Annotated in this window: 24 protein-coding genes; 13 read left to right on the plus strand and 11 right to left on the minus strand. The window is 47.8% G+C overall.

All coding sequences use genetic code 11. The annotated features are described in order from the left end of the window. Positions 1–3: 3 nt before the first annotated feature. The 3 genes from AC1DN5_RS03010 to AC1DN5_RS03020 form a co-directional block, all read right to left on the minus strand. The gene (locus AC1DN5_RS03010; protein ID WP_064779130.1) at positions 4–864 is read right to left on the minus strand and encodes a glycosyltransferase family 8 protein; all 861 of its coding nucleotides are present in this window, start codon (positions 862–864) and stop codon (positions 4–6) included. 278 nt (positions 865–1142) lie between these two features. Then, entirely contained in the window at positions 1143–1775 is a 633-nt protein-coding gene (gene ywaC, locus AC1DN5_RS03015; protein WP_007407732.1) for a GTP pyrophosphokinase YwaC, read from the minus strand. Between the two features lie 121 nt (positions 1776–1896). After that, the gene (locus AC1DN5_RS03020; RefSeq protein WP_016937498.1) at positions 1897–2838 is read right to left on the minus strand and encodes a 1,4-dihydroxy-2-naphthoate polyprenyltransferase; all 942 of its coding nucleotides are present in this window, start codon (positions 2836–2838) and stop codon (positions 1897–1899) included. Positions 2839–3281: 443 nt separating this feature from the next. On the opposite strand from AC1DN5_RS03020, the gene AC1DN5_RS03025 reads away from it, so the two are divergent. The 6 genes from AC1DN5_RS03025 to AC1DN5_RS03050 all read left to right on the plus strand — a co-directional run bounded on the left by AC1DN5_RS03025 (position 3282) and on the right by AC1DN5_RS03050 (position 8844). Next, positions 3282–3431, plus strand: coding sequence for a teichoic acid D-Ala incorporation-associated protein DltX (locus AC1DN5_RS03025; RefSeq protein WP_013354059.1), 150 nt, complete (start codon positions 3282–3284; stop codon positions 3429–3431). A gap of 15 nt (positions 3432–3446) precedes the next feature. Beyond that, a complete protein-coding gene (gene dltA / locus AC1DN5_RS03030) occupies positions 3447–4958 on the plus strand; it encodes a D-alanine--poly(phosphoribitol) ligase subunit DltA (protein ID WP_269774092.1) in 1512 nt (503 codons plus the stop codon). Beyond that, positions 4955–6136, plus strand: coding sequence for a D-alanyl-lipoteichoic acid biosynthesis protein DltB (gene dltB, locus AC1DN5_RS03035; protein WP_016937495.1), 1182 nt, complete (start codon positions 4955–4957; stop codon positions 6134–6136). The genes dltA and dltB overlap by 4 nt, the downstream gene beginning before the upstream one ends. A 16-nt stretch (positions 6137–6152) precedes the next feature. Beyond that, positions 6153–6389, plus strand: a complete 237-nt coding sequence (gene dltC / locus AC1DN5_RS03040) for a D-alanine--poly(phosphoribitol) ligase subunit 2 (RefSeq protein ID WP_003150875.1) — start codon at positions 6153–6155, stop codon at positions 6387–6389. Next, complete coding sequence (dltD, locus tag AC1DN5_RS03045) at positions 6390–7568, plus strand: D-alanyl-lipoteichoic acid biosynthesis protein DltD (protein WP_016937494.1); 1179 nt, start codon at positions 6390–6392, stop codon at positions 7566–7568. It abuts the gene before it with no gap. 184 nt (positions 7569–7752) lie between these two features. Continuing rightward, positions 7753–8844, plus strand: a complete 1092-nt coding sequence (locus tag AC1DN5_RS03050; RefSeq protein WP_029575286.1) for a branched-chain amino acid aminotransferase — start codon at positions 7753–7755, stop codon at positions 8842–8844. 40 nt (positions 8845–8884) lie between these two features. Here the strand turns inward: AC1DN5_RS03050 and licH are convergent, their stop codons facing one another. The 7 genes from licH to AC1DN5_RS03085 form a co-directional block, all read right to left on the minus strand. Beyond that, positions 8885–10213 (minus strand): 6-phospho-beta-glucosidase LicH, encoded by a 1329-nt coding sequence (gene licH, locus AC1DN5_RS03055; protein WP_047475960.1) that lies wholly within the window; start codon positions 10211–10213, stop codon positions 8885–8887. Next, positions 10210–10542: a PTS lichenan transporter subunit IIA gene (licA, locus tag AC1DN5_RS03060; RefSeq protein ID WP_016937491.1), complete on the minus strand. Its 333-nt coding sequence runs from the start codon at positions 10540–10542 to the stop codon at positions 10210–10212. Before licA ends, licH begins: the two co-directional genes overlap by 4 nt. A gap of 18 nt (positions 10543–10560) precedes the next feature. Beyond that, positions 10561–11919, minus strand: a complete 1359-nt coding sequence (licC, locus tag AC1DN5_RS03065) for a PTS lichenan transporter subunit IIC (protein WP_016937490.1) — start codon at positions 11917–11919, stop codon at positions 10561–10563. 15 nt (positions 11920–11934) lie between these two features. Next, complete coding sequence (gene licB, locus AC1DN5_RS03070) at positions 11935–12243, minus strand: PTS lichenan transporter subunit IIB (protein ID WP_366969884.1); 309 nt, start codon at positions 12241–12243, stop codon at positions 11935–11937. 98 nt (positions 12244–12341) lie between these two features. After that, complete coding sequence (licR, locus tag AC1DN5_RS03075; RefSeq protein WP_064779134.1) at positions 12342–14297, minus strand: transcriptional regulator LicR; 1956 nt, start codon at positions 14295–14297, stop codon at positions 12342–12344. A gap of 146 nt (positions 14298–14443) precedes the next feature. After that, positions 14444–14569, minus strand: a complete 126-nt coding sequence (locus tag AC1DN5_RS03080) for a hypothetical protein (RefSeq protein ID WP_255034120.1) — start codon at positions 14567–14569, stop codon at positions 14444–14446. A gap of 60 nt (positions 14570–14629) precedes the next feature. After that, positions 14630–15220 carry a DNA-3-methyladenine glycosylase gene (locus AC1DN5_RS03085; protein ID WP_366969885.1) on the minus strand — a complete coding sequence of 197 codons (591 nt, stop codon included), beginning with the start codon at positions 15218–15220 and terminating at the stop codon, positions 14630–14632. A gap of 242 nt (positions 15221–15462) precedes the next feature. Between AC1DN5_RS03085 and AC1DN5_RS03090 the strand changes: the two genes are divergently transcribed. From AC1DN5_RS03090 to katX, 6 genes are all read left to right on the plus strand, one after another. Further along, positions 15463–16461 (plus strand): FecCD family ABC transporter permease, encoded by a 999-nt coding sequence (locus AC1DN5_RS03090; protein ID WP_045925630.1) that lies wholly within the window; start codon positions 15463–15465, stop codon positions 16459–16461. Beyond that, positions 16462–17475, plus strand: a complete 1014-nt coding sequence (locus AC1DN5_RS03095) for a FecCD family ABC transporter permease (protein ID WP_060963944.1) — start codon at positions 16462–16464, stop codon at positions 17473–17475. Between the two features lie 16 nt (positions 17476–17491). Next, positions 17492–18388 (plus strand): ABC transporter substrate-binding protein, encoded by an 897-nt coding sequence (locus AC1DN5_RS03100; protein ID WP_045925518.1) that lies wholly within the window; start codon positions 17492–17494, stop codon positions 18386–18388. A 102-nt stretch (positions 18389–18490) separates the two neighbouring features. Next, positions 18491–18841, plus strand: coding sequence for an ArsR/SmtB family transcription factor (locus AC1DN5_RS03105; RefSeq protein ID WP_064779136.1), 351 nt, complete (start codon positions 18491–18493; stop codon positions 18839–18841). Between the two features lie 13 nt (positions 18842–18854). Further along, positions 18855–20153 carry an arsenic transporter gene (locus tag AC1DN5_RS03110; RefSeq protein ID WP_366969886.1) on the plus strand — a complete coding sequence of 433 codons (1299 nt, stop codon included), beginning with the start codon at positions 18855–18857 and terminating at the stop codon, positions 20151–20153. Between the two features lie 116 nt (positions 20154–20269). After that, the gene (gene katX / locus AC1DN5_RS03115) at positions 20270–21883 is read left to right on the plus strand and encodes a catalase KatX (RefSeq protein WP_064779138.1); all 1614 of its coding nucleotides are present in this window, start codon (positions 20270–20272) and stop codon (positions 21881–21883) included. 38 nt (positions 21884–21921) lie between these two features. Here katX and AC1DN5_RS03120 read toward each other — a convergent pair whose 3' ends face one another. Continuing rightward, positions 21922–22908, minus strand: coding sequence for a choloylglycine hydrolase family protein (locus AC1DN5_RS03120; RefSeq protein WP_327814862.1), 987 nt, complete (start codon positions 22906–22908; stop codon positions 21922–21924). A 315-nt stretch (positions 22909–23223) separates the two neighbouring features. Here AC1DN5_RS03120 and AC1DN5_RS03125 point away from each other — a divergent pair, with 315 nt between their 5' ends. Then, positions 23224–24582 carry a purine-cytosine permease family protein gene (locus AC1DN5_RS03125; RefSeq protein WP_366969887.1) on the plus strand — a complete coding sequence of 453 codons (1359 nt, stop codon included), beginning with the start codon at positions 23224–23226 and terminating at the stop codon, positions 24580–24582. Positions 24583–24594: the final 12 nt, after the last annotated feature.

The following is a 24594-nucleotide window of genomic DNA, read 5'->3' on the forward strand; positions in this document are numbered from 1 at the left end:
TGCCTATTGGTTCATGGCCGGGCGATCGATCGTGTTCCATTTCGTAAAGGACATATATCGGAAATAATGATCACGGTACGGGTGCGCGGTGCCTGTATTCCAAGGCTTGTCTCCGCCGCAGAAATGGACGATGGCCGGTTCGGCCCGTGTTTCTCTGTAACGTATACGGTCGATCAGTTCAGGAGGCGTTTTCTCATTCATGATAATATGCGTCTGCGCGTTCCAGCGCGGATGAAGTTCATGCCATTGATCATATAAGACCGCGTTAAGCGCGTCCTGATCATGAAACACGAGAAAATCCTCCGAACTGTTTTCATTGATAAAATCAATCACTTTTTTGGAAATATTCTGTTTTCTCCAAGGTTCAAAATCTATAATCATAATGCCGGAATTGAAATACTTGGCCGTGTCGCTGATATTCATTTTTTTCAGTCTTTCATGCTGTCCGGCATCTTCTACTGCCGCAACTATTGCCGGGGAAATATCCAAATCCCATAAAACCGAAATATCTTCCATCACAATTGCATCGCAATCAATATAAATCATCCGCTTTACCGACTCATCCTTAATTAAATCAGGAATGGAAATGCGGTAATAAGCCGCTTTTGTAATGTGGCTGCTTTCGACCGCATGTTTGTATTGATCAGCATCCACTTCTAAAAATTTAAGCGGCGTTCCGAATGACATCGCAGTCTGTTCAAGCTTGTCCTTGTTTTCGGCAGTAATTCCGCCGTCTATCACATATAATTTGGCATTCCTTGTTTTATCCATATTCATCAATAAAGAAGCGAACATCCCACCCAAATGACGAGCATAATTATCATCGGCACATGATACGATATGCATTGTTTCATTCTTTCCCACTGATATTCATCTCCCTTTTTGTTGTATCATTTTCTTTCCCTTTTTTTCAAAAGTAAACCTCGATCTCACACATTTTTTCTGCGGGAATGTGCTGTTGACGAGTTGATATCTTTCTTCTTTGTTTGGAGTGAGGAAAGAAAATGATCTTAGCGGCGAGGTCTATGTGAACGGCGGCAAGCCCATCAAGGCCGACAGCGAAAAACGGTGAGCGTCATTGGATAAACAAACAGCCGGACCGCTTTTATTTGCAGTCCGGCTGTTTATGATGCGCCAATCGGTTAATCGACTTCTTTCTTAATCCCAAGCATCTTTTCGTCTAAATAATGGGCGATGTCCGCCGCTTCCTTCAGCTCGTCAGTCAGATGCTTCGGGACTTCGTTATTTAATTTGTAATAAATTTTATGTTCAAGACTCGCCCAAAAATCCATGGCGATGGTGCGGATTTGGATCTCCGCCTTCACATATTCCACCCGATTCGTCAAATAGACGGGAATCTCAATAATCAAATGCAGGCTGCGGTAGCCGTTCGGCTTCGGATGTTTGATATAATCCTTCACCTTCACGATCTTCAGGTCCTTATGCTGTTTCAAAACCTCAGCGACATTATAAATATCTGATATAAAAGAACAGATGATCCTGACACCTGCGATATCATGAATATGCTCTTTCATTTCTTGCGTCGTCACATCGCAGCCTTTGCGCATCAGTTTATTGACGATACTCTCGAAACTTTTAACGCGTGATTTTGTATGCTCGATCGGGTTATGCCCGTGAATCAGATTATATTCCTGACTGATGATAGAAAACTTCGTATCCAGCTCATCTAAAGCGAATTTATAAACTAATAATTCATTTTTCCAATCTTCCATGACCGTTTTTAAATCATCCATATGGGCTGTTGACAAGTCCATTTTTTTCATCTCCTTGCTTTGCTGTCCACATATCAGACGGTTCGGTCGGCAGTCAGGTTCTTTACAAAATCGTGAAGATTATGTCATAAAAAAAGCAAATGCCGTTATGGCATTTGCCTTGTCATTTGATCAGGAAATAATTGATCAGGAGTCCGATGGAAAGCAGGAATCCGAAGAATGTATTGGTTTGCGCCGTTGATTTCATCGCAATAATCATGTTCATCGGCATTTCGTTTTTCACGAAGCCTTTCACGGCCTGAACGGGTTTCGGCACGCTCAAAAAGACCAGGAACAGCCACGGGCTTGTATATCCCATGATAACAAGACCGACGATCCAGATGTAAGCGATGGCAAAGGACGCGGCCAGTATCATGACGGCTCCCCTATGCCCCATTAAAATCGCCAGCGTTTTACGTCCGCCCTTTTTATCTTCTTCAATATCACGGATATTATTGGACAGGTTAATCGCGCCGACCAAGATGGCGATCGGGATGGAAATCAAAATGCTCTGTTCATTAATTCCGCCAGTCTGAATGAAGAAAGAAATAAGGACAAACACAGAGCCCATGCAAATGCCGGAGAACAGTTCACCGAACGGTGTATACGCAATCGGCAGCGGGCCGCCCGTATACAGGTAGCCGATCAGCATGCCGGCAAGGCCGATTGCCGCAAGCCACCAGCTGCTGCTCATGCAGATATAAACACCGAGCACGAGGGCAATCGCATAAGAGCCGAGCGCCAGCTGCAGAATCGTTTTCGGCTTCATGCCGTGGCGCACGATCGCTCCGCCGATACCGACAGAATCCTCCGTATCTAAACCGCGTTTAAAATCGTAATATTCATTGAATAAGTTCGTGGCGATCTGGATCCAAAGGCAGGAAAACAGCATGGCCAAAAACAGCAGGAAATCAACCTTTACGTAAAACATCGCCAATACGGTGCCGAGAAGTACGGGCACAAACGATGCCGTCAATGTATGAGGGCGGGTTAACTGCCATAAAATGCGGCCCATGCTTTCTTTTTCAGGCGTCTTTTGGCTGCCTCCCATATTGTTTTGATTCATTTTCCTCTTCCTTTCTATTAAAAGGCTTTCACAGTCAGCCGATAACAGTAGTGTTGAATTGGGGTTTTTATGTTTTCTGCTACCTTATCTATCATAATAATTTCTTCCCCATTTCACAAGATGCGGCGCTCCGTCAGCTTTGCTGCCGAAAACGGCTTTCCGCCCTTCCCCATTGGGGTTCGGCACAAGCCTGCGTAAGAAAAAGCCGCCGAAATTTTTTTACCTCATTTATATTTACGATAAGTTAAAAATCCCGCCTGAACATGCGCTTTTTTAGTATGATCATTTGCCAATTTATACATGCGTATTTTCCATCCTTTTGTTTCTCATTCATTTTTAAGGAAATTTTAAGCTTAGGATATTAGACATATTTTGAAACTTTTTGTTAATCTAATCGTCATATACTGGTGTAATTATTGAATACGCGGGGAAGGAATTTTAACATGATGCAAAAATTAAAACGTGCTTATGAAAATACATTGGTTAAATGGACGTTTCATACGGGCTTTTATTTTCTGATATTAGTATTGCTCTTTTGGATGTATGGATTTCATACAGCCAATACCGGCACTTATATTTACAACGATTTCTAATCGGGGAGGATAACTATGAAACTACTTGATGCTATAAAAACATATGCAGACGCCAAGCCTCAGGCCGAAGCGTTTCGTTCCTTAGATCATTCCCTCACTTACGGGGAATTATGGGATTTGTCGGAGCGGGTTGCGTCCGGCATTCAAAAACATACGGCTGACGGTTCGAAAACACCTGTCCTGGTTTACGGACATATGGAGCCGAATATGATCGTTTCTTTCTTAGGAAGCGTCAAAGCGGGCCGCCCTTACATCCCTGTCGATGTGTCCATTCCGGCAGAGCGGATCGTCAAAATCATTGAAAGCTCAGGCGCAGAGCTGCTCATCAGCGTATCGGGCGATGCAGTCGATACGGGGAGCAATCTGATTAAAACCGTTACACCCGAAGAGCTTGCAGCTGACGGAGATGCAGACCTCAGCCGTGAGAACTGGGTAAAAGATCAGGACACGTTTTACATTATTTACACGTCCGGCAGCACGGGAAATCCGAAGGGCGTGCAGATATCAGCTGATAACCTGCAAAGCTTCACAGACTGGATCTGCAGGGATTTTCCTGTGGGCGAAGGCAAGACATTCTTAAATCAAGCTCCGTTTTCTTTTGATTTATCTGTCATGGACATTTTCCCGTCGCTTCAAACGGGAGGTACGCTGCACTGTGTAACAAAAGACAAAATCAATAAACCGAAAGTACTATTTGAAGAGCTAGAGAAATCCAAATTGAACGTCTGGACATCGACGCCGTCTTTCGTTCAAATGTGTCTGATGGACCCCGGCTTTACGCAGGAGCTCCTGCCTGACGCAGAAGTATTTATGTTTTGCGGAGAAGCGCTTCCGGCTGCCGTGGCACAGGAACTGTTAAACCGTTTTCCGAAGGCCCGCGTATTCAATACATACGGCCCGACCGAAACAACGGTTGCCGTCACCTCCGTGGAAATTACGCAGCAGGTCATCGATGAAAATGAATCTCTGCCCGTCGGATTTGCAAAACCCGATATGAATATCTTCATCATGGATGAAAACGGGAATAGGCTTCCGGACGGAGAAAAAGGGGAAATCATCATTGCCGGCCCGAGCGTAAGCAAAGGGTATCTCGGCGAGCCGTCTCTGACGGAAAAAGCGTTTTTCTCTGTTGACGGACAGTGGGCATATCATACGGGTGATGCCGGTTATGCTCAAGAAGGTCAGATTTTCTGCCAAGGACGCCTGGATTTCCAGATAAAGCTTCACGGCTACCGAATGGAGCTTGAGGAAATCGAAGTGCATGTAAGGCAGTCTCAATATGTACGCTCAGCGGTTGTCATCCCGTATCAGCCTAACGGACCTGTCGAATATCTAATTGCCGCCATCGTGCCTGAAAAACATGATTTCGAAAAAGAATTCCAGCTGACAAGCGCTATTAAGAAAGAGCTGGCCGCTTCGCTTCCGGCTTACATGATTCCGAGAAAATTCATTTATCAGGATCACATTCAAATGACTGCGAACGGAAAAATCGACCGTAAACGCATTGGCGAAGAGGTTCTTGTATGACGCCTTACAGCTCGTTTTTCTTCTTTATCTTACTTGGAATCCTTCTCTTGCCGACGATTATTTTAGGGCTGAACGGCAAGAGATTCCAAGGATACAACATGTTTATATCCATCATCGTATTGGCTTTGATTTTCTCGCATGATCTGCACGGCGTCATTGCATTATGTATCTTTACGCTGTGGCAGGTGCTGTTAATCAGGGGGTATCTCGCTTACAGACTGAAAGCCAACAGCGGCTTTGTCTTCAGCATGGCCGTGATCGCGTCCATTTTACCCCTGTTTTTATCTAAATTATGGCCGTTTTTCTTTCCGCCGGTGCCTCATCATCCGGTTCATAACCTGATCAGTTTCTTAGGAATTTCTTATTTGACATTTAAAGGCGTCCAGCTGATCATGGAAACGAGAGACGGGCTGATTAAAGAAAAAATGCCGCTTCACCGCCTTTTGTACTTTATTATGTTTTTCCCGACCATTTCTTCCGGTCCGATCGACAGATACCGCAGATTTGCCAAGGACGAACAGAAAGTATGGACAAAGGGAGAATATGCTGATTTACTGTATACCGGCATTCATAAAATTTTTATCGGTTTCTTGTACAAATTCATTATCGGATATGCGATTAACACGTATTTCATTATGAATCTGTCTCATATCACCCACAGCAAACTGTGGAGCAATGTGCTGTACATGTACGGATACAGCTTGTACCTGTTTTTCGACTTTGCGGGCTACACGATGTTTGCCGTCGGTGTCAGCTACATTATGGGTATCAAATCTCCGGAAAACTTTAATAAGCCGTTTATCAGCAGAAACATTAAAGACTTCTGGAACCGCTGGCACATGTCCTTATCCTTTTGGTTCAGAGACTACGTATTTATGCGCTTTGTTTTCTGGATGACAAAGAAAAAATGGATAAAGAACCGGATGGCCGTCTCGAACATCGGGTATTTCCTGCTGTTCATGCTGATGGGCGTCTGGCACGGACTCGCCCTGCAATATATTGTATACGGCCTGTACCACGCCGTATTAATGACCGGGTATAACTTTTTTGAGAAATGGAATAAGAAATACAAGTGGCTGCCCGCCAATCGTTTTACGGCGTTTTTAGCCATCGTCATCACATTCCATTTCGTATGTTTCGGATTTTATATTTTCTCAGGAAAACCATTTCATCACTAAAGGAGATTGAAAACACATGGAATTTAAACAGGAAGTATTAGACGTATTAGCTGAAGTTTGTCAGGAGGACGCTGTGAAAGAAAATCCTGATATTGAAATCTTTGAAGAAGGACTGCTTGATTCTTTCGGAACTGTAGAGCTGCTTGTTGCCATTGAAAACCGCTTCGGCATTACAGTGCCGATCACTGAGTTTGACCGTGACGAGTGGAATACGCCAAACAACATTGTAAACAAACTGACTGAGTTGAAGTAAATGAAAAAGCGTTTCTTTGGACCAATTATTTTAGCGTTTGTCCTGTTTGTCGGAGCTATCGCAGTTCCGGCTTCATGGCTTACGCGCTTCATTCCTGAAAAACGTGTCGAAGAGTCGGCAGCGGCCTTAAACCCGAATATGTTCCAAGGGCTCTATCTGCAAAACAAAATGTTCGAAGACTCGAAGTATCTGCCGATTTTCGGTTCTTCCGAGCTTTCAAGATTAGATGAGTTTCACCCGTCCAACTATTTTCAAGTGAACAACCAAGGCTTTACGCCTTATCTTGTCGGAAAAGGCGGGGATCAATCCCTGATACACGCCGTAAACTTTGCGGCGCATTACCAGCAGCTGAAAGGCAAAAAACTGGTATTTATTGTTTCTCCTCAATGGTTTATTAAAAAAGGTTCTGATGAACAGCACTTTGCACCGAATTTTTCATCACTTCAGGCATTGGATTTAGCATTTAATGACCAGATTGATCCCGCGGTCAAAAAGAACATGATGAAACGCATGCTTCGTTTTAAAGTCGTTCAGCATGATGCCGTCCTTTCTGAATTGTACAAAGGAATGGTCAACGGCCAATCATGGAAAGTGAAAACGGTCATGCCGGCCGCCAAGGCTTACTATTCTCTGCTTGAGAAAAAAGATCTTTATTATTCAATGGGAGAAACCAAGGGTCCTGAGCGGACGATCTCTGAAAACCTAAAAGGAAAATCGTGGTCAGAGTTAAAAACAGCCGCCGCGCAATTAGGAAAACGGAGTTCCAAGTCCAATCCTTTCTATATCGATGACACTTCTTATAAAAAAATTAAGCCGAAGTTAAAGAGAGTGAAAGGAATCAACAAAGGAAGAACATACGCCAAATCAGTCGAATATCACGACTTTGAGGATATGCTGGACATTCTGAAAGATGCCGGCGCTGAACCGATGTTCGTGGTTATTCCGGTCAACGGAAAATGGTATGACTACACCGGCTTCCCGAAAAAAGGCCGGACTGATTACTACAAAAAAGTCACAAAGCAAATTAAAGCGAAGGGCTTTCAGGTTGCCGACTTATCCGGGCACGAATATGATCCGTACTTTATGAAAGACACCATCCATATCGCCTGGAAGGGCTGGGTGTACGTCGATAAAGCGATGGAGCAGTTTTACAAAACCGGCAAAGTGACGGTTCACTGAGCACGGTGATGACCGAATACAGAAAAAACGAACACGCAGGGGGCATTCTTTCCCCTGCTTTTTGTGTGATTTGATTTTTTCACAAATTTGAGGAAAACTATTGCGAATATTTGTTGAAGGTATACAATAGAATATAAATTATTTTCAAATAAGTTTGACAATAACACCAATAGGGAGACAGAACATTATGAAACAAGACATTCGTGTTGAATTGACTTCAGCCAAAAAACCTAAACCGGACCCCCATAACCTTGCGTTCGGCCGAATTTTCACCGACCATATGTTTGTTATGGATTACGATGCGGATCAAGGCTGGTACGATCCGAGAATTATCCCTTATCAGCCCTTCTCAATGGATCCTGCGGCTATGGTCTATCATTACGGCCAAACCGTCTTTGAAGGGCTTAAAGCGTATGTAACGAAGGATCAGGAGGTGCTTCTGTTCAGACCGGAGAAAAATATGGAGCGCCTGAATCAGTCAAATGACCGTCTTTGCATCCCGCTCATTGATGAAGAGCTTGTTCTTGAAGGCCTGAAACAGCTCGTAGCCATCGACAAAGACTGGATTCCGAAAGCGGAAGGCACTTCCCTTTATATCCGTCCGTTTATCATTGCGACCGAGCCTTTCCTCGGTGTAGCGGCATCCCATACGTACAAGCTTTTTATCATTCTGTCACCGGTCGGCTCTTATTACAAAGAGGGCATTAAACCGGTGAAAATCGCCGTGGAAAACGAGTTCGTGCGCGCCGTCAAAGGCGGTACGGGAAACGCGAAAACGGCCGGCAACTACGCTTCAAGCCTGAAGGCGCAGCAGGTTGCAGAGGAGAAGGGCTTTTCCCAAGTGCTATGGCTTGACGGCATTGAGAAAAAATACATCGAAGAAGTCGGCAGCATGAACATCTTTTTCAAAATCAGCGGCGAGATTGTGACGCCCGAGCTGAACGGAAGCATTCTTGAAGGAATTACGAGAAATTCCGTCATCACCCTGCTCAAACATTGGGGATTGACTGTGTCTGAGCGGAAAATTTCGATCGATGAAGTCATTCAGGCGCATCGTGACGGCCGATTGGAAGAAACGTTCGGAACCGGTACGGCGGCGGTCATTTCTCCGGTCGGCGAACTGATCTGGAATGATGAAAGTCTTGTCATCGGCAGCGGTGAAACCGGAGAGATCTCGAAGAAACTGTATGATACCATTACAGGCATTCAAAAAGGCGCAGAAGCCGACGTGTTCGGCTGGACGACGGAAGTCGCCTCATTAAGCGAATCAAAATAAACAAAAAACCCGGAATCGCTTCCGGGTTTTTTTGGTGCTTTTATGCTTCAATTGACTTAAAGAAATGAGGCAGATGTTCCTTGTGCGCTTCAAGCATTTCATCCAGAATAGCCTTTGCCACGGAGTCTGACGGGACGAGAGGATTGATCGTCATCGCAAGGAGCGCCGTTTGATAATCTCCCGTGACGGCTGCTTCAGCGGCCACGCGTTCAAATGATTTGATTTGCTGGACGAGCCCGCGGACGGATACCGGCAGATCACCGACGGCGATCGGTTTCGGTCCGTCTTTCGTTATGACACAGTTCACTTCGACTGCTGAGTCATTCGGGATGCTGGCGATCGCGCTGTTGTTTATCGTATTGACGGGCTGGATATCATGTTTGTCGTTATAGATGGAGCTGATCAGGTTGCAGGCCGCGTCACTGTAGTACGCTCCGCCCCGTTTCTCAAGCTGCGGCGGTTTGATAGCGAGATTCGGGTCTTTATACAGTTCGAACAGTTCTTTCTCAACCTTCTGCACGACTTCGGCGCGTGTGCCCTCCGTCTGTGACGCTTCTATTTCATGCTCGAGCATTTCTTTCGTTTTGAAATAATAGCGGTGGTAGCCGCAAGGAATCAGATCGAGCGCCTTCAGGAATTCAGGCTCCCATTCCGCTCCGGAAATGTTCTTCATCGTCATGGCGTTTTCCGGGTCTCCCATGGCTTCGATGACTTTATCCTTCACGCTGACGCCGTCTAAGAAAACATCTAATCCGAAGACCATGTGATTCAGCCCGGCAAATTGCACCTCGATCCGGCTGACATCGACATCCAATGCTTTTGCGACGCCCATTTTAATGCCGATCGGCACATTGCAGAGGCCGACGACTTTTGTAAGATTCGAGTAGCGGAGCAAGGCCTCGGTAACCATGCCGGCAGGGTTTGTAAAATTCACGAGCCATGCATTCGGACAAAGCTCTTCGATGTCTTTCGCGATTTCCAGAATAACCGGAATGGTGCGCAGCCCTTTGAATAAACCGCCCGGACCGTTTGTCTCCTGTCCGATCACGCCGTATTTTAACGGAATCCGTTCATCTTTGGCGCGGGCCTCAAGAAGACCGACGCGGAATTGAGTTGTTACGAAATCTGCATCCTTCAAGGCTTCTCTCCGGTCAAGCGTCAGGTGAACCTCTATCGGAACCCCCGCTTTTTCGACCATGCGTTTTGCAAGCGTGCCGACGATATTGAGCTTTTTCTCGCCTTCAGGAATGTCGACGAGCCATAATTCTCTGACAGGCAGTTCATCATAGCGCTTAATGATGCCTTCCACAAGCTCCGGTGTATAGCTTGAACCTCCGCCGATCGTTACAATTTTAATTCCTTTTGTCATATTTTTGCTCCCCCTTGCAGACTCACTTTTTCATAAATCTCGACTAACTCTGCGGCCAAGTCTTTCACGGTCATGGCATTCATTAAATGGTCTTGCGCATGTACCATCAAAAGCGTCATGTCTGTTTTTTCTCCGCCGGCTTCATTTTGGATCAGTTCGGTCTGATAATGATGGGCTTCAGTCAGTTCCCTTGCGGCTTCCTGAAGCTTTTCTTCCGCCAGGGCTCTGTCTCCCCGCTTTGCGGCGGCAATGGCCTCCATTGATGCGCTTCTGCCATTGCCGCCATGCAGGATGATCTGAAAAATGGTCTGTTCCATTTTCTCATTCATATCTTTCACTCCCTTTCTCTAAAGCACGGCTTTTTCGTCTCCCTGTACGGCTGGCGCCTGCGATTGTTCAAGTTCGTTTTCTTCTTTCAGCTTTTGCGAATCCCACATTCTGAAGAATGGATAGTACACGATAAAGGCTGCGATGATATTAATCGCCTGCATGACAGCCCCTGATATTTTTCCGCCTGTGGCCAGATAGCCGGAGAAAATCGGCGGCATCGTCCACGGGACGGCAATGCCGGCAGGTTTGGCGACGAGGCCTGTGCTCATGCCGATATAGGTAAGAGTCAGTGTGACAAGCGGTGTGATGATAAACGGGATGAGAAGCATCGGGTTCATGACGATCGGCATTCCGAAAATAATCGGCTCATTAATATTAAAGACGGCCGGCCCGATGGCGAGTTTCCCAAGCTGCTTCATCTGCTTGCTTCGCGCACGGAGAAACATGGTAACCACGAGCGCCAGTGTCGCGCCGCTTCCGCCGATGTTGATCCAGATTTCAAAGAACTGCTGGGTGAAAATATTCGGCAGCGCATCGCCCGCCTGAAATGCAATCCGGTTGGCATCCATCGCTCCGAACCAGATCGGCGCCATGACGCCGCCGACAATGTTCGCCCCGTGTAATCCGCACGCCCACAAGAGCATTTGAACCGCTTCGGCTACCAGGCTTCCGCCGAGACTTCCGCCAAGAATCGAAAGCGGTGTCCCCAGTACAACGCTTACAATATTATGAAGGCTTTCAAACGGCGTCGCTTCGACGATTAAACGCGCACCCCAGATGAGAAAGACGACGGCAAAACCGGGAATTAAAGCGACAAACGATTTGCTGACCGCCGGAGGCACGCCGTCCGGCATTTTGAAGACGAAATTCCGCTGGATGATCAAGCGGTAGATTTCCGTCGACAGCATGGCGATGATCATCGCGACAAACAGCCCTTTGCTTCCCATGAGAGAAAGCGGAATGCCGCCGCCGACCATGATTTCCTCTTTTGCGCCGGACGGCAGAAACGGAACTTTGTACGGCGTTGCCAAAAGAAACGCCGCCAAAGATATCGCACCGGCCGATAAAGCGTCCACCCCGTATTTTTCGGCCAGACGGTAGGCGATTCCAAAAGCGGCGACAAGGCCCATGATTTCAAAGGTCGCATCAACCGGATATTGCAGTTTTTGAGACCACGCGCTTCCGAACGTCTTTGCCATGAAATCCGCGTATCCCGGAATCGGCAGGTTGCCGATGATCAGAAAAAACGAACCGATGATGATAAGCGGCATGGTGAGGATGATCCCGTCACGCAATGCTTGCAGATGCCGCTGGGAAGCAATTTTCCCGGCAATGGGCATGACTTTCTCTTCTAAAAACTGATTCACCTTATTCACACGGCCCGCCCCTTTCTACGATGCGTTTCCGAGCAGTTCTGCTGATTTCAGAACCTCCGCTCCGTTGCATGTGCCGTAATGGACGGTATTAATGACTTCAACCGGCACTCCTTTTGATTCACCCAATTTTTTCAGCTGCGGAAGCAAATAACGGACTTGAGGCCCAAGCAGCAATACGTCCGCTTTATCTATATGCTGGTTGACTGAATCGCCTGACACAGCCCAGATTTTATATTCTTTTCCTTGTTCCTGCGCGCTTTTTTCCATCTTGGTGACGAGTAAGCTTGTTGACATCCCTGCTGCACAAACGAGTAATATATTCATGTAAAAGACCTCCTGAAAGTTTGATATTTTGTATGTCTCGGTGTTAGTACCATCATATTATGAAATCGCTTTCATAACTACTCAGGCTTTTTCCGCTGCTAACGGAAAAAAGGTGTATCCCGGTCTTTCTCTGATCGTTTGTCTCTGAATACTTGTAAAACCTCGTGATAGGCTGTGCATTTTAAGAGACGGCTTACCGCAGCCGGATCATCTAGCATGCCCCCTAGCCATTTGTACATATGCTGGAGGTCGGCTTTGCTTTCTTTCTCGACGCAGAGCAGGCAGACAAATTGGACACGCTTATCCGCCCAGTCAATCGGTTTCTTCAGCGTGCACACCGCCCAAAACGTCGTGTCTGTCTGCGGAACGAGCGGATGCGGAATCGCCGTGAGATTGCCGAAACTCGTGGGAGAAATCGCTTCCCTTTCAAAAATAGAATCGGTCAGAGTATCAGAAGCGAGGCCGGCTTTTGCAACCTGATGTCCGAGAAAACGGATGACGTCCTCCTTCGTCTCCAGATCCTGCTGCAAAAATACCAGCTCCGGTTTCAGAAAGTTCAATTGTTCCCGCTTTTCTTCCAGCATAGCGTCAATTTTTGTAAAATCCCCGCCGCCCAACAGTGTATGAACCTTTAATACGGGAACGGGCAGGTCTTTTTTGATCGGCACTGTGCTGACCACAAAATCAATCGACTCAAAAGAAAGCTGGTCAAGGCTGCAGTAATCAGCTGTTCCGACGATTTCAAGGCGCTTTGCGAACCGTGAACGGAGCTTTTCTCTTAAAAGCTGCGCGCTGCCGGCGCCGGACGCACAGACAATCAAGCAGCGCTTAGGCGGCCGTTCTGTCTTTCTCCTTTCGATGGCCGCTCCGAAATGAAGCGCCAAATACCCGATCTCATTTTCATGAATATCAATGCCGGTTTGCTCCTTAATCACGATTCCCGCAATCACTCCCGCTTCAAATGCTAGCGGGTAATTTTCCTTTATGGCGGAAAGCATCGGGTTTCTCAGGTTCATTCCGTACCGGTTTCGGTTAATCGCCGGCTTGATATGGAGCGCAAGACCTGCTTTCAGCTCATTGTCGTCCGTGATTCCGAGCTTCAGCTCCCGCTCAATGGCTTCAATCATCGCCTCTGTCAAACGGCTGGTCTCCCCGTCTATCAGCCTTGTAAGCTCTTTTCCTTCCATTTGTGACTGGGTCATGCGTTTTGTCCCGAGCAGGTGAATGGCGATATAGGCGGTTTCCTGTTCGGGAAAGGTGACGGATAGCGCCGATTCAAGCTCTTTGACGATGGCTTCCGCTGACTGATATTCTGTTTCAAGCTTAATATCATGAAGATCCTCCGGAATGAGAGATACATAGTTTTCTGTCCGGATTCGTTTGCAGGCAATGGCGATATGGATGATGAGATTGTTCAGGCCGAAGAAAGAAAGCGGGATCTTATGGTTTCGAACCTGCTTCATAATGGCTGATCGGATCACTTGAATGTCGTCTTTCGGCAGAATACCGGCCTTCTCACTCAGGAGATCAGGCTCAGGCTCGCGGTCGTCCACTAAGTATTCCGCCATACAATAACGGAGACGGAGCTCTTCGCCGCGCAGCTTAAAGCCGTAGTTCGGCCTTGTTTCCAAAATGATGTCATAGGGGCGGAGCCGTTTTTTTACTTCTTTCAGATCGGATTGAAGCGTGGATTTACTGATGAATAATTCTTCTGCCAAGTCATCCAGCTTGAGGTAGCCGTCGGTCAGAAGCAGTCTTTTCATCAGATAATTTATCCGTTCTTCGGGAAAAATCGGCACGGCGCTGTTCTGCTGGAAATTGTCCTGAAGCCAGTTTTTAAACGGCTGCTCATCCCGGATCAGCAGCTTATAGCCGCTCCCTCTGACAGATTGAATGGAAGCGCCGTGTTTTTCGACAATGGTTTGCAGTTCCTTTATGTCATTGCGGACCGTCCGCGTCGTTACCTTTACTTTTGCAGCGATGACTGAGCTTGTAACCGGTGTTTCAGCAGCTAAAAGCAAGCGCAGAAGTTCACGAAGCCGCCCATGAAGCATGAGAAAAACCTCCTATCAGATCAGATGCAGACGTAAAAAATAGGCAAAAAGGATGAAAAAGGGGTAAATGTATGTAAATTCTATAATGAGGAGGTTTTCAAGTCAATGCAGCAGCCTGAGGAAAAGCCCGTAAAAAAACAGCCGGATCAGCCGGCTGTTCGGGAAGCGGACATGCGGTTTCGCTTAGATGACTTCCGTTCTTTTACGATTTTTCTGATGATCGGATAGATGACGGGCGCCCATTTGATAATTGTTTTGAAAAGTTTTTTCAATGTTTGAATCCCCTTTCTTTTACCTTGTCTTTCCCCTGTTATCAGCGGCTGTAAACATGGTCAGCGTGAGACATACCGGTTCCCCGTCACCCAATAGCGCCACGGATAATCCCGGGCTTCTCCGCTGTTGTCAATCCCGATTCTCGGGCCTGTTGATATATGCTCCGGTGTAAAGCCTTCCGTAATATACAGCGGCTGTTCCGTGATCATGCCGCCGTAGTCGTTCATTGAAATGCCCATCGCCTTCGTCAGCTTCCCCGGGCCGTTTGTCCACTCTCTCGGGGGTCTGCCCGGTCTCCTGCGCTCCATCAGGAACTGACCTTCATGGGGCTCTGCCGCCCTGATTAACACGGCCTGCGGAATGCCGATGTCAGCGGCGACGACGTTCATTAATGTATGGGTGTGCATGACGTATGTATAAATGCGGCCCGCCTCGTGGAACATAATTTCCGTCCGTTTCGTGCGCCGGTTGCCGAAGCTGTGCGCCGCCCGGTCATCCGCTCCCATATAAGCTTCCGTTTCCACGATAAAGGCTGAAGCCGTTCCCTCATCCGTCTCTTTTACTAAGAGACAGCCGAGCAATAAAGGAGCAAGCTCTACTGATGGCCTTTGGTAAAATTCAATCGGCAAAGGCTTTCGTTCTCCCGCCATTTGTCTCCCCCCTTTCTGATTATATTCAATTCCCTCTTTCACGTTTTTCACTTCTTTTTTACAATATAAACATGAAAGAAAAAAGGGCATCATTGTTGAACACTCTATTGCGTTTTGAAAATCGGCTGGTTATAATATGATGGTTCAAATGAAAATGATTCTCATGTTCAATAAATACCGGACAATGATCATAAAAGTAGGTGAATTGATTTTTGAGCGATTCTGTCACGTCCGCAAGCCGTCTGATCAGCATCTTAAAAAACGGGGTTTTCTTCCTGATCGCGGTAATCGGACTGCTTGTGTCTATTTTTTTCGCCGTCTCATTCGGCGCGAAAGACATTACTTTACATACGGTGTGGTCGGCGATTGCTGATTACAATCCAAACATGACGGGCCAGCAGATCATTCATGAATTGCGTCTTCCGAGAGTGCTCGGCGCGGCCGTTACAGGAGCCGCCTTTGCAGCAGCCGGCGCCCTCATGCAAGGTGTCACGAGAAACCCGCTTGCCGATTCGGGTGTCTTAGGCGTAAATGCAGGAGCCATGTTTGTTGTTGCGCTCAGCTTTGCTTTTTTCCCTCATTTATCATACGCCCTGCTGATGGTGATGTCGTTTTTGGGCGCACTGGCAAGCACAGGCTTGATTTTCTTTATCAGCGCGGCGGGAAAAAGCAGCATGACACCTTTAAAAGTGACGCTTGCCGGGGCGGTTGTAGCCGCTCTATTACATTCACTCAGCACAGGTGTGGCGATTTATTACGATTTAAGCCAGGATTTGGCCTTCTGGTACGCCGGCGGGGTCTCAGGAATCAAGTGGGCTCATTTACAAGTCCTTGCTCCCGTGATTGCGGTCTTCATCATTCTCGCGACATTCATGGGCCGGTCCGTCACCCTTCTCTCAATGGGAAATGACGTTGCGGCGAATTTAGGGGTGAACACCGCTCTGACGCGAGCCGCGGGATTAATGATCGCCGTCGTTCTTGCCGGTGTGTCTGTTTCCGCTGCCGGTGCAATCGGCTTCGTCGGGCTGGTCATCCCCCATATCGCCCGCAAGATCGTCGGCGTTACGTACAGGCTGATTATTCCGATGTCCGCGTTGCTTGGGGCGATTCTTTTGATTTTGGCCGACTTGGCCTCGCGCACGGTCAGTCCCCCGAGAGAATTGGCAATAGGCATCATGGTCGCACTTGTCGGTGTCCCTTTCTTTCTTTATATTGCCCGCAAGGAAGGGAGAGAATTATAAATGAAGGTGCAGAAGGAAACCAAAAAAGCGGCGGCGGCAGGCCTCATTCTGCTGATCATCGCCGTTTGCATTATTCTGATCGGGCTGCATACGGGCTCATTCCGGCTTTCTCCCTTTACAGTGGGAAAAACGCTGTTCGGATACGGCACGTTTCAAAGTACAACCGTTTTATTCGATTACCGGCTCCCCCGGATACTGGTGACGATGCTGGCCGGTATCGGCTTAGGCGTGTCGGGCGCTATTTTGCAGGGCGTGTCCCGGAATCCGCTTGCCGATCCGGGTATCCTTGGGCTTCATGCCGGGGCTTCGTTCGGTCTGATGATGTATATCACGTTCTTTCATTCACTCGAGGCGCAGGCGTCAATGTTCATCCCGTTATTTACGTTTGCGGGCGGAACCCTCGCCGCTCTGCTGATCGTAGTGCTCACGTACGACAGGCTGAACGGCTTTTTAACGATCCGCATGCTGTTAGTCGGGATCGCCGTTTCCGCAGGCTTCAGCGCCGTTACATTGTTTATGTCGCTGCGTCTGAATGAAGAAACCTATACCTTCGCTTCCCGCTGGCTGGTGGGGAACGTTTGGGGCAGGGACTGGATTCACGTGTGGTCTCTATTGCCCTGGATCGGCATTCTCGCACCGCTTGCATGGCTTAACGCCCGGTCTTTGAACATTTTAATGCTCGGTGACCAGGCCGCCGCGGGACTTGGCGCACACGTGCAGAGAAAAAGGATCATGCTGATCGCCATAGCAGTCGGCCTGTCCTGCGCGAGTGTGGCGATGGCCGGCGGAATCGGCTTTATCGGCTTTGCCGCCCCTCACTTGGCGAGACGGCTCGTCGGCACCATGCATCAGCACATCATCCCGATTGCGGGGTTAATCGGCCTCGTCATTCTTGTCGCGGCAGATACCATCGGCCGCTCTTTGTTTCAGCCGAACGCCATTCCGGCCGGGGTGGTTGCGGCAGCCATCGGCGCGCCGTATTTTCTCTATCTGGTTATGAAAATCAAAACATAAAACAAGGAGTCTTCTCATGAAAAAAATAATTGCCCTCGTCAGTTTCATGTGTATTTTCTTATTGGCTGCCTGCCAATCCGATTCAACACAGCCGGAGACAAAAAAGGCAACCGGTGATCATAAAATCGCTTCGATGTCCATTCACCTGACAAATGACCTGCTGGCTCTCGGCATTACACCGGCCGGTTCCGTCGTGGGCGGAGAATTAAAAGATTTTCTCCCTCATGTAAAAAATCAGCTGAAAGACACGAAAAAACTCGGCCCTGCCTCAGATCCGGATATGGAAGCGTTACTCGAACTGAACCCTGACAACATTTATCTTGATAAAGAATTTGCAGGAAAAGATGTGTCAAAATACAAGAAAATCGGAAACACACACGTTTTCGACCTTGATAAAGGCACTTGGCGCGATCATTTAAAAGACATCGGAAAAATCGTCAACCGTGAAAAAGAAGCGAAAACCTTTATTCAAGATTACGAAGATGAAACAAAACAAGTCAAATCTATGATCGATAAGGAATTAGGGAAAAACGCCAAAGTCATGGCGATCCGCGTGAATGCAAAAGAACTTCGCGTCTTCAGCACACGCCGCCCGATGGGTCCGATTCTGTTTGATGACCTGAAACTGAAGCCTGCTGACGGCATTAAAGACATGAACACCTCCCGCCCTTATGAGGTCATTTCTCAAGAAGTGCTGCCGGATTACAACGCAGATGCGATTTTCGTGGTCGTTAACAGAGACGACAAGTCACAGCAAGCTTTTAAAGAATTGCAAAAAAGCGCTGTATGGAAAGGGCTGAAGGCCGTGAAAGCAAACCACGTCTATAAGATTGCCGATCAGCCTTGGCTTGATTATTCGGCACTGGGAAATAAATTAGCAATGGATGAAGCGAAAAAGCTGTTCCAAAAATAAACATGAGCCGGTTTTGCAAAACGTGCAAAGCCGGCTTTTTTATATTGTTATTTACTTATATAAACAGATGCTTATATAATGATGTAAAAAAGGAGTGAGAGCATGCAACGACAGCATAACGCCTTAAGTTCCGAAGGGGTCAGCCAATGCCTCAAGCTTCTCAGCGACACGACAAGGCTTTTGATGCTGAAGTTTCTGAAGGAGAAGGAATACTGTGTCTGTGAGCTGACGGCCATTTTTGGTATGAGTCAGCCCGGCATCAGCCAGCACTTGCGGAAATTAAAGAACGCCGGGCTTGTGCGGGAAAGGCGGGAAGGCCAGTGGCGGTACTATGCCATTCATCCGTCCGGTCCGGAATACGCGCTGGTCCGCTCCATTCTGCAGCAGATAGACGAAAAGGACGGCGTTTTACAGACATTGCGGCAAAAAGAAGTCGCTGTTTCATGCCGATAAGGAGGATATATTCTTGGGAATTGCGGTTTTATCAGCGCTGATTTTTGTGCTGACACTTGTATTTGTCATTTGGCAGCCGAAAAACATATCAATCGGCTGGTCTGCCTGCGGCGGAGCGGTCCTCGCTTTGATTGCGGGGGCAGTCAGCCTGCATGATATTGCGGAAGTGACGGGAATCGTCTGGAATGCGACACTTGCCTTTATCGCCATTATTATCATTTCATTGATTCTTGACAGCATCGGGTTTTTTGAATGGGCCGCGCTGCATATGGCCACGGCGGCCAAAGGCAGCGGGCTGCGGATGTTTCTGTATGTTTCCGTCTTAGGGGCTGTGGTCTCCGCCCTGTTTGCCAATGACGGAGCGGCGCTCATTTTGACGCCGATCGTACTGGCGATGGTGCGGGCTTTGGATTTACCTGAAAAGCTGATTTTACCGTTTATTATCGCCGGAGGGTTCATCGCCGACACCACCTCGCTCCCGCTCGTGGTCAGCAATTTGGTCAATATCGTATCCGCGGATTACTTTCATATCGGATACATTCAATATGCATCACGCATGCTGGTGCCCAACCTCTTTTCTTTGGCGGCAAGCATTTTGGTGCTGTATCTCTATTTCAGAAAAAACATTCCGAAACGGTTTGACACCGGCCTTGTGAAACATCCTGCATCCGCCATTAAGGATGAGCGCCTTTTCCGGTTATCATGGGGTGTCCTGGCCGTTTTATTGATCGGGTATTTCGTCAGCGCGCTGCTGTCGATCCCTGTGTCCTTCGTTGCCGGCTCCATCGCGGTTGTTTTTCTCATTCTGGCGCAGCGAAGCCCCGCCGTCCCTGCAAAACAAGTCATCAGGGACGCCCCGTGGGCCATCGTGTTTTTTTCTGTCGGCATGTATGTTGTCGTGTACGGCTTGCGGAATGCCGGACTGACGGATCTTCTTTCTCAGCTTATTCAGAAAGCGGCGGATCACGGACTGTTTGCGGGGACACTCGGAATGGGTTTTATCGCTGCGGTTCTGTCCTCCGTTATGAATAACCTGCCGACGGTGATGATTGACGCCATAGCCATCAGCGGAACGGACGCTCACGGGCTGATGAGAGAAGCATTGATTTACGCGAATGTTATCGGTTCGGACCTCGGGCCGAAAATCACGCCGATCGGGTCGCTGGCGACATTGTTATGGCTCCATGTGCTGAGCCGGAAAAACGTGAAAATTTCCTGGGGAATGTATTTCAAAACAGGTCTGATATTAACCGTTCCGACGTTATTCATCACCCTGATCGGGCTTTATTTATGGCTGTTATGGCTGGCCTGATTATAGAACGGCGGATCTTTAACGCCGATTGCGGAATAACCTCTTCTTTTGAAAACCGGTTTTAAAAAATGGCTCTGCTGGGCATATTGATACCGTTCAAAAAGGAGGGTTCAGCAATGGAAAATAACAAAGACAGCGAAGAAGCGCTTTCCAGTAAGACGACCGGTAAAGGCGAGTCAGAAGACACGCTGACAAACCGGCAGGGCCATCCGGTCACTGACAACCAGAATGTCAGGACAGTCGGCAATAGAGGGCCGACGACATTGGAGAATTATGATTTTTTGGAGAAAATCAGCCACTTTGACCGTGAACGGATTCCGGAGCGCGTCGTTCACGCGCGCGGCGCCGGTGCACACGGATACTTTGAGGCGTACGGAAGTTTTGGAGACGAGGAGATTTCAAAATACACAAGGGCGAAGGTGTTCCAAAAGAAAGGAACGAAAACACCGGCGTTTGTTCGCTTCTCAACCGTCAATCACGGAAAGCACTCGCCGGAAACACTGCGTGATCCCCGGGGTTTTGCCGTTAAGCTTTATACGGAAGACGGCAACTGGGATCTGGTCGGCAATAACTTGAAAATCTTTTTTATCCGTGATCCGTTGAAGTTTCCGGATCTTGTTCACGCATTTCAGCCTGATCCGGTTACGAACATACAGGACGGTGAGCGTATTTTCGACTTCATCTCCCAATCACCGGAAGCGACTCATATGATCACTTTCTTGTTTTCGCCGTGGGGCATCCCGGCCAACTACCGGCAGATGCAGGGCTCAGGCGTCCATGCGTACAAATGGGTCAATGAAGAAGGAAAAGCCGTGCTCGTCAAATATCACTTTGAACCGAAACAGGGCATCCGCAACCTGACACAGAAGGAAGCGGAAGAGATTCAGGGGAAAAACTTTAACCATGCGACACAGGATTTGTATGACGCGATTGAAAAAGGCGATTATCCGGAGTGGGAAGTGTATGCCCAAATCATGACTGATGACGAGCATCCCGAACTGGATTTTGATCCGCTTGACCCGACAAAGCTGTGGTATAAAGACGATTTTCCTTGGAAGCCGATCGGCAAATTGGTGCTCAATAAAAATCCGGAAAACTACCATGCCGAGGTGGAACAAGCCTCATTCGGAACGGGCGTGCTGGTGGACGGGCTTGATTTTTCAGATGATAAATTGCTTCAAGGGCGGACATTCGCCTATTCAGATACCCAGCGGTACCGCGTCGGCGCAAATTACCTGCAGCTTCCGATCAACTCGCCGAAAAAGCATGTCGCCACCAACCAGGAAGGCGGGCAAATGCAGTATCGGGTCGATCGGGCAGAAGGGCAAAACCCGCACGTCAACTATGAGCCGTCTATTATGGGCGGACTGAAAGAAGCGAAGCAGGATGGGAAAGACCATACGCCTCATGTCGAAGGCGATGTGAAGCGGGAAGCGATCGACCGGTCGAATAACTTCGGCCAAGCCGGAGAAACGTACCGCCGCTTTTCGGAATTTGAACGGAACGAATTGATCACAAACTTGGTCAATACGCTCTCTTCCTGCCGGAAAGACATTCAGGACCAAATGATTGAGAATTTCACAAAAGCAGATCCGGACTACGGAAAACGCGTGGCTGAAGGGCTGAAAAAAGCCTCCGAAAGCAACAGCGGCGGACCGATCGGCACTACGGATGCGGCAAAGGCGGCAAAGCAGGCTGAACGGGAAAGCCATCCGTCAGATCCGTATTAAACAAAAAAACAGGACAATCGCGTCCTGTTTTTTTTGAGCTAATTAAGCTCCTGTATATTCTGCTCCGCCACAGCCGCAAATACTTTCGGCTCCGGACGGTCAAGATCTTCATGGAATAAACTTACTTTATGGATCTGCCGGTTGTCGTACAGATGAAAGTAATAGCTCCCCGTGTCACAGCACATGACGGACGTATACTGTGTATAATCAATTTCATTCTCCTCGGTGATCACGGCGCCTTTTGGAATATTCATATTGGACAGCACGTGAAAAGCGGCCGTAACGCCATCTGTTTCTTGAGCGGCAGGCTCTAAATGCTCTTTCAGATAAGCGGCCCTGATGAATCGGGATGGCGGCGTGTAGTCACCGGGAAGCCCGATCGTTCCAGATCCTTGGCCGAATGCGGTTAATGCCATTCCGCCCAATGTTTTGCTTTCTGACTGCTGCGGCCTGATTCCGATATAATGGCGCAGATTGGTCACATGCCAAGGAAATTCAGGACTGTTGGTCATCACTCCGGGTTTGTTGTCATAGACTTTCATACCTTCCGGCGTCGGCTCGATCACAATACAGCTCCCCGTGCGGTCTGATAAAATCCAATGAAGGGGCAGCACCGTATCCAATAACATTAACTTCTTCTCTACAATTGTCAGTGAAGCGAGCTTTTCCTTTACGTCTTCAAGAGATTCACAGTTTGATAAGGTCCATGTGACGAACTCATGAGGAGCGATGTGGCACGTGCCCTCCCGTTCCGCTTTCTCGTATCCCGCAAAGCCCGGAAAATACAGCGTCGCACAAGACAGCCCTTTTTCATTCACGCCGTCGGCAAACAGAATATTGCCGAGATTTCTCCCCATGCCGATAAATGCGTATTTCGTCTTATGCAGCCTGCCGTCAGCTTCGCTTTTCCAGCTGTACTGACGAGGGTACAGCATGACGTCGGTGTCGAGCTGAAAAGCAAAATCCATCGTTCGCGCCAATAGGTGATTACCATCTGCCGTTTTCAATGTAAGACTTGTACACATATCATCAATCCCCTTTTCATTTATGAAATTTACACAAAGTAAACTATTCTTAAAGCTTAGCGAATAATGATTCCATTCGTCAAAAGATTGACACATTTCTCCTTCATACATATTAGTCCGTAAGCATATCCATGCCTCTTAAACCCCGGTAAATCGTTTTGGCGGCAGTGTCTGTTCAGTTTCACAAAAAATCTCAGAACGGCTGTCAGCGAGGCTTTACAATGTTTTTCCTGTGTACTGGAATTTGTAAACGGTAAGTCAATCTGTTAAGCTATGACTTTATGTTAAAAGAAGACATACGGAGGAGATTATCTATTGAAAGTAGAAAGGCGAACGATTGAACATATTCCGCATCACGAAAGACACGGAAAGGCCAAAGATTTATTCCCCGTTTGGTTCGGGGCGAATATGCATATAACGACGTTAGTCACAGGCACACTGCCCGTTACAATGGGACTCGATCTCTTTTGGAGTATCGCCGCCATTATGATCGGAACCTTTATCGGCGCAATCTTTATGGCGTCTCATTCCGCACAAGGACCTCAGCTCGGAATTCCGCAAATGATTCAAAGCCGCGCGCAATTCGGCGTGATCGGAGCGATTCTGCCCCTCTTTTTGGTCATGTTTATCTACCTGGGCTTCTTTGCGAGCAGTACGATTCTCGCAGCCGGTACACTGAGCAGCTTTGTACCGATTCCGGCTTCATGGTGTATTATCGGCTTAAGCGCCATCTGTTTTTTACTCACGATCTACGGTCATGATCTGATTCACAAAATGCAGAAAATCCTCTCTTGGACCTCCTTTGCCGTTTTTTTTGCTGCAACGATTCTTATTTTTCAACTGCCGATTCCCTCAGGAAGCTGGGCGCCCGGCTCATTAGATCTGCCTGTTTTCTTAGTGGCGGTCAGCGCGGTGGCCACATGGCAGCTGGCATACGCGCCATATGTCGCAGATTATTCCCGTTATCTTCCGGTCAAAACACCGGCATCGCATACCTTTTGGTACAGCTACGCAGGTACGTCAGTCAGTTCTATCTGGATGATGCTTCTCGGCGCTATTTTGACGACGGCGCTCCCGGGATTCACTGCTAATGCCGGAAATGAAATTGTCCGATTGTTCGGCCCGTTTTCCTTTATTATGCTGATCATCGTCCTGTTCGGACAAATGGCGATCAACGTCTTTAATTTATACGGAGCCTTTATGTCAACCACGACCACCTTGGAGCCGTTTTTAAAACTGAAGGTGACGCCGAAAACGAGAGTGGTAATGATCCTTTATGTGACGGCAGCGGGTACTGTGTTAAGTCTTCTAGGCCAAAACAATTTCATGGAACTGTTTTTAAATTTCATCTTTTTTATCAGTTATTTCTTAATTCCATGGACAGCGATCAACCTCGTGGATTACTATTTTGTCCGCCGCGGAAAATACCACGTCAAATCAATGTTTGACGTCAACGGACAATACGGCAGGGTCAACTGGATTACAGCGGCCGCCTTCGTTTTGTCGATCATATTAGAAATCCCATTCATCAATACATCCTTTTACATCGGACCGCTCGCAGAAATATTCGGCGGAGGCGACATTGCCTGGGTCGTCGGGCTGGCCGTTCCGTCGCTGTTGTATTATGTTCTGATGAAATCAAGGTTAAAACAAAAAGAGGCGCCTTCCCTATGAAGACGCCTTTTC

Source organism: Bacillus sp. 01N42_2 (assembly GCF_056399565.1).

Excerpts from the sequence above, each read along its gene's own strand:
- AC1DN5_RS03020 (WP_016937498.1), bottom strand. The coding sequence starts at position 2,838 with ATGAATCAAAACAATATGGGAGGCAGCCAAAAGACGCCTGAAAAAGAA.
- dltA (WP_269774092.1), top strand. The coding sequence starts at position 3,447 with ATGAAACTACTTGATGCTATAAAAACATATGCAGACGCCAAGCCTCAG.
- AC1DN5_RS03120 (WP_327814862.1), bottom strand. The coding sequence starts at position 22,908 with ATGTGTACAAGTCTTACATTGAAAACGGCAGATGGTAATCACCTATTG.
- licH (WP_047475960.1), bottom strand. The coding sequence starts at position 10,213 with ATGACAAAAGGAATTAAAATTGTAACGATCGGCGGAGGTTCAAGCTAT.
- AC1DN5_RS03105 (WP_064779136.1), top strand. The coding sequence starts at position 18,491 with ATGCAACGACAGCATAACGCCTTAAGTTCCGAAGGGGTCAGCCAATGC.
- ywaC (WP_007407732.1), bottom strand. The coding sequence starts at position 1,775 with ATGGACTTGTCAACAGCCCATATGGATGATTTAAAAACGGTCATGGAA.
- licA (WP_016937491.1), bottom strand. The coding sequence starts at position 10,542 with ATGAATGAGAAAATGGAACAGACCATTTTTCAGATCATCCTGCATGGC.
- dltD (WP_016937494.1), top strand. The coding sequence starts at position 6,390 with ATGAAAAAGCGTTTCTTTGGACCAATTATTTTAGCGTTTGTCCTGTTT.
- licB (WP_366969884.1), bottom strand. The coding sequence starts at position 12,243 with ATGAATATATTACTCGTTTGTGCAGCAGGGATGTCAACAAGCTTACTC.
- AC1DN5_RS03100 (WP_045925518.1), top strand. The coding sequence starts at position 17,492 with ATGAAAAAAATAATTGCCCTCGTCAGTTTCATGTGTATTTTCTTATTG.
- dltC (WP_003150875.1), top strand. The coding sequence starts at position 6,153 with ATGGAATTTAAACAGGAAGTATTAGACGTATTAGCTGAAGTTTGTCAG.
- katX (WP_064779138.1), top strand. The coding sequence starts at position 20,270 with ATGGAAAATAACAAAGACAGCGAAGAAGCGCTTTCCAGTAAGACGACC.
- AC1DN5_RS03095 (WP_060963944.1), top strand. The coding sequence starts at position 16,462 with ATGAAGGTGCAGAAGGAAACCAAAAAAGCGGCGGCGGCAGGCCTCATT.
- AC1DN5_RS03025 (WP_013354059.1), top strand. The coding sequence starts at position 3,282 with ATGATGCAAAAATTAAAACGTGCTTATGAAAATACATTGGTTAAATGG.
- licR (WP_064779134.1), bottom strand. The coding sequence starts at position 14,297 with ATGCTTCATGGGCGGCTTCGTGAACTTCTGCGCTTGCTTTTAGCTGCT.
- dltB (WP_016937495.1), top strand. The coding sequence starts at position 4,955 with ATGACGCCTTACAGCTCGTTTTTCTTCTTTATCTTACTTGGAATCCTT.
- AC1DN5_RS03085 (WP_366969885.1), bottom strand. The coding sequence starts at position 15,220 with ATGGCGGGAGAACGAAAGCCTTTGCCGATTGAATTTTACCAAAGGCCA.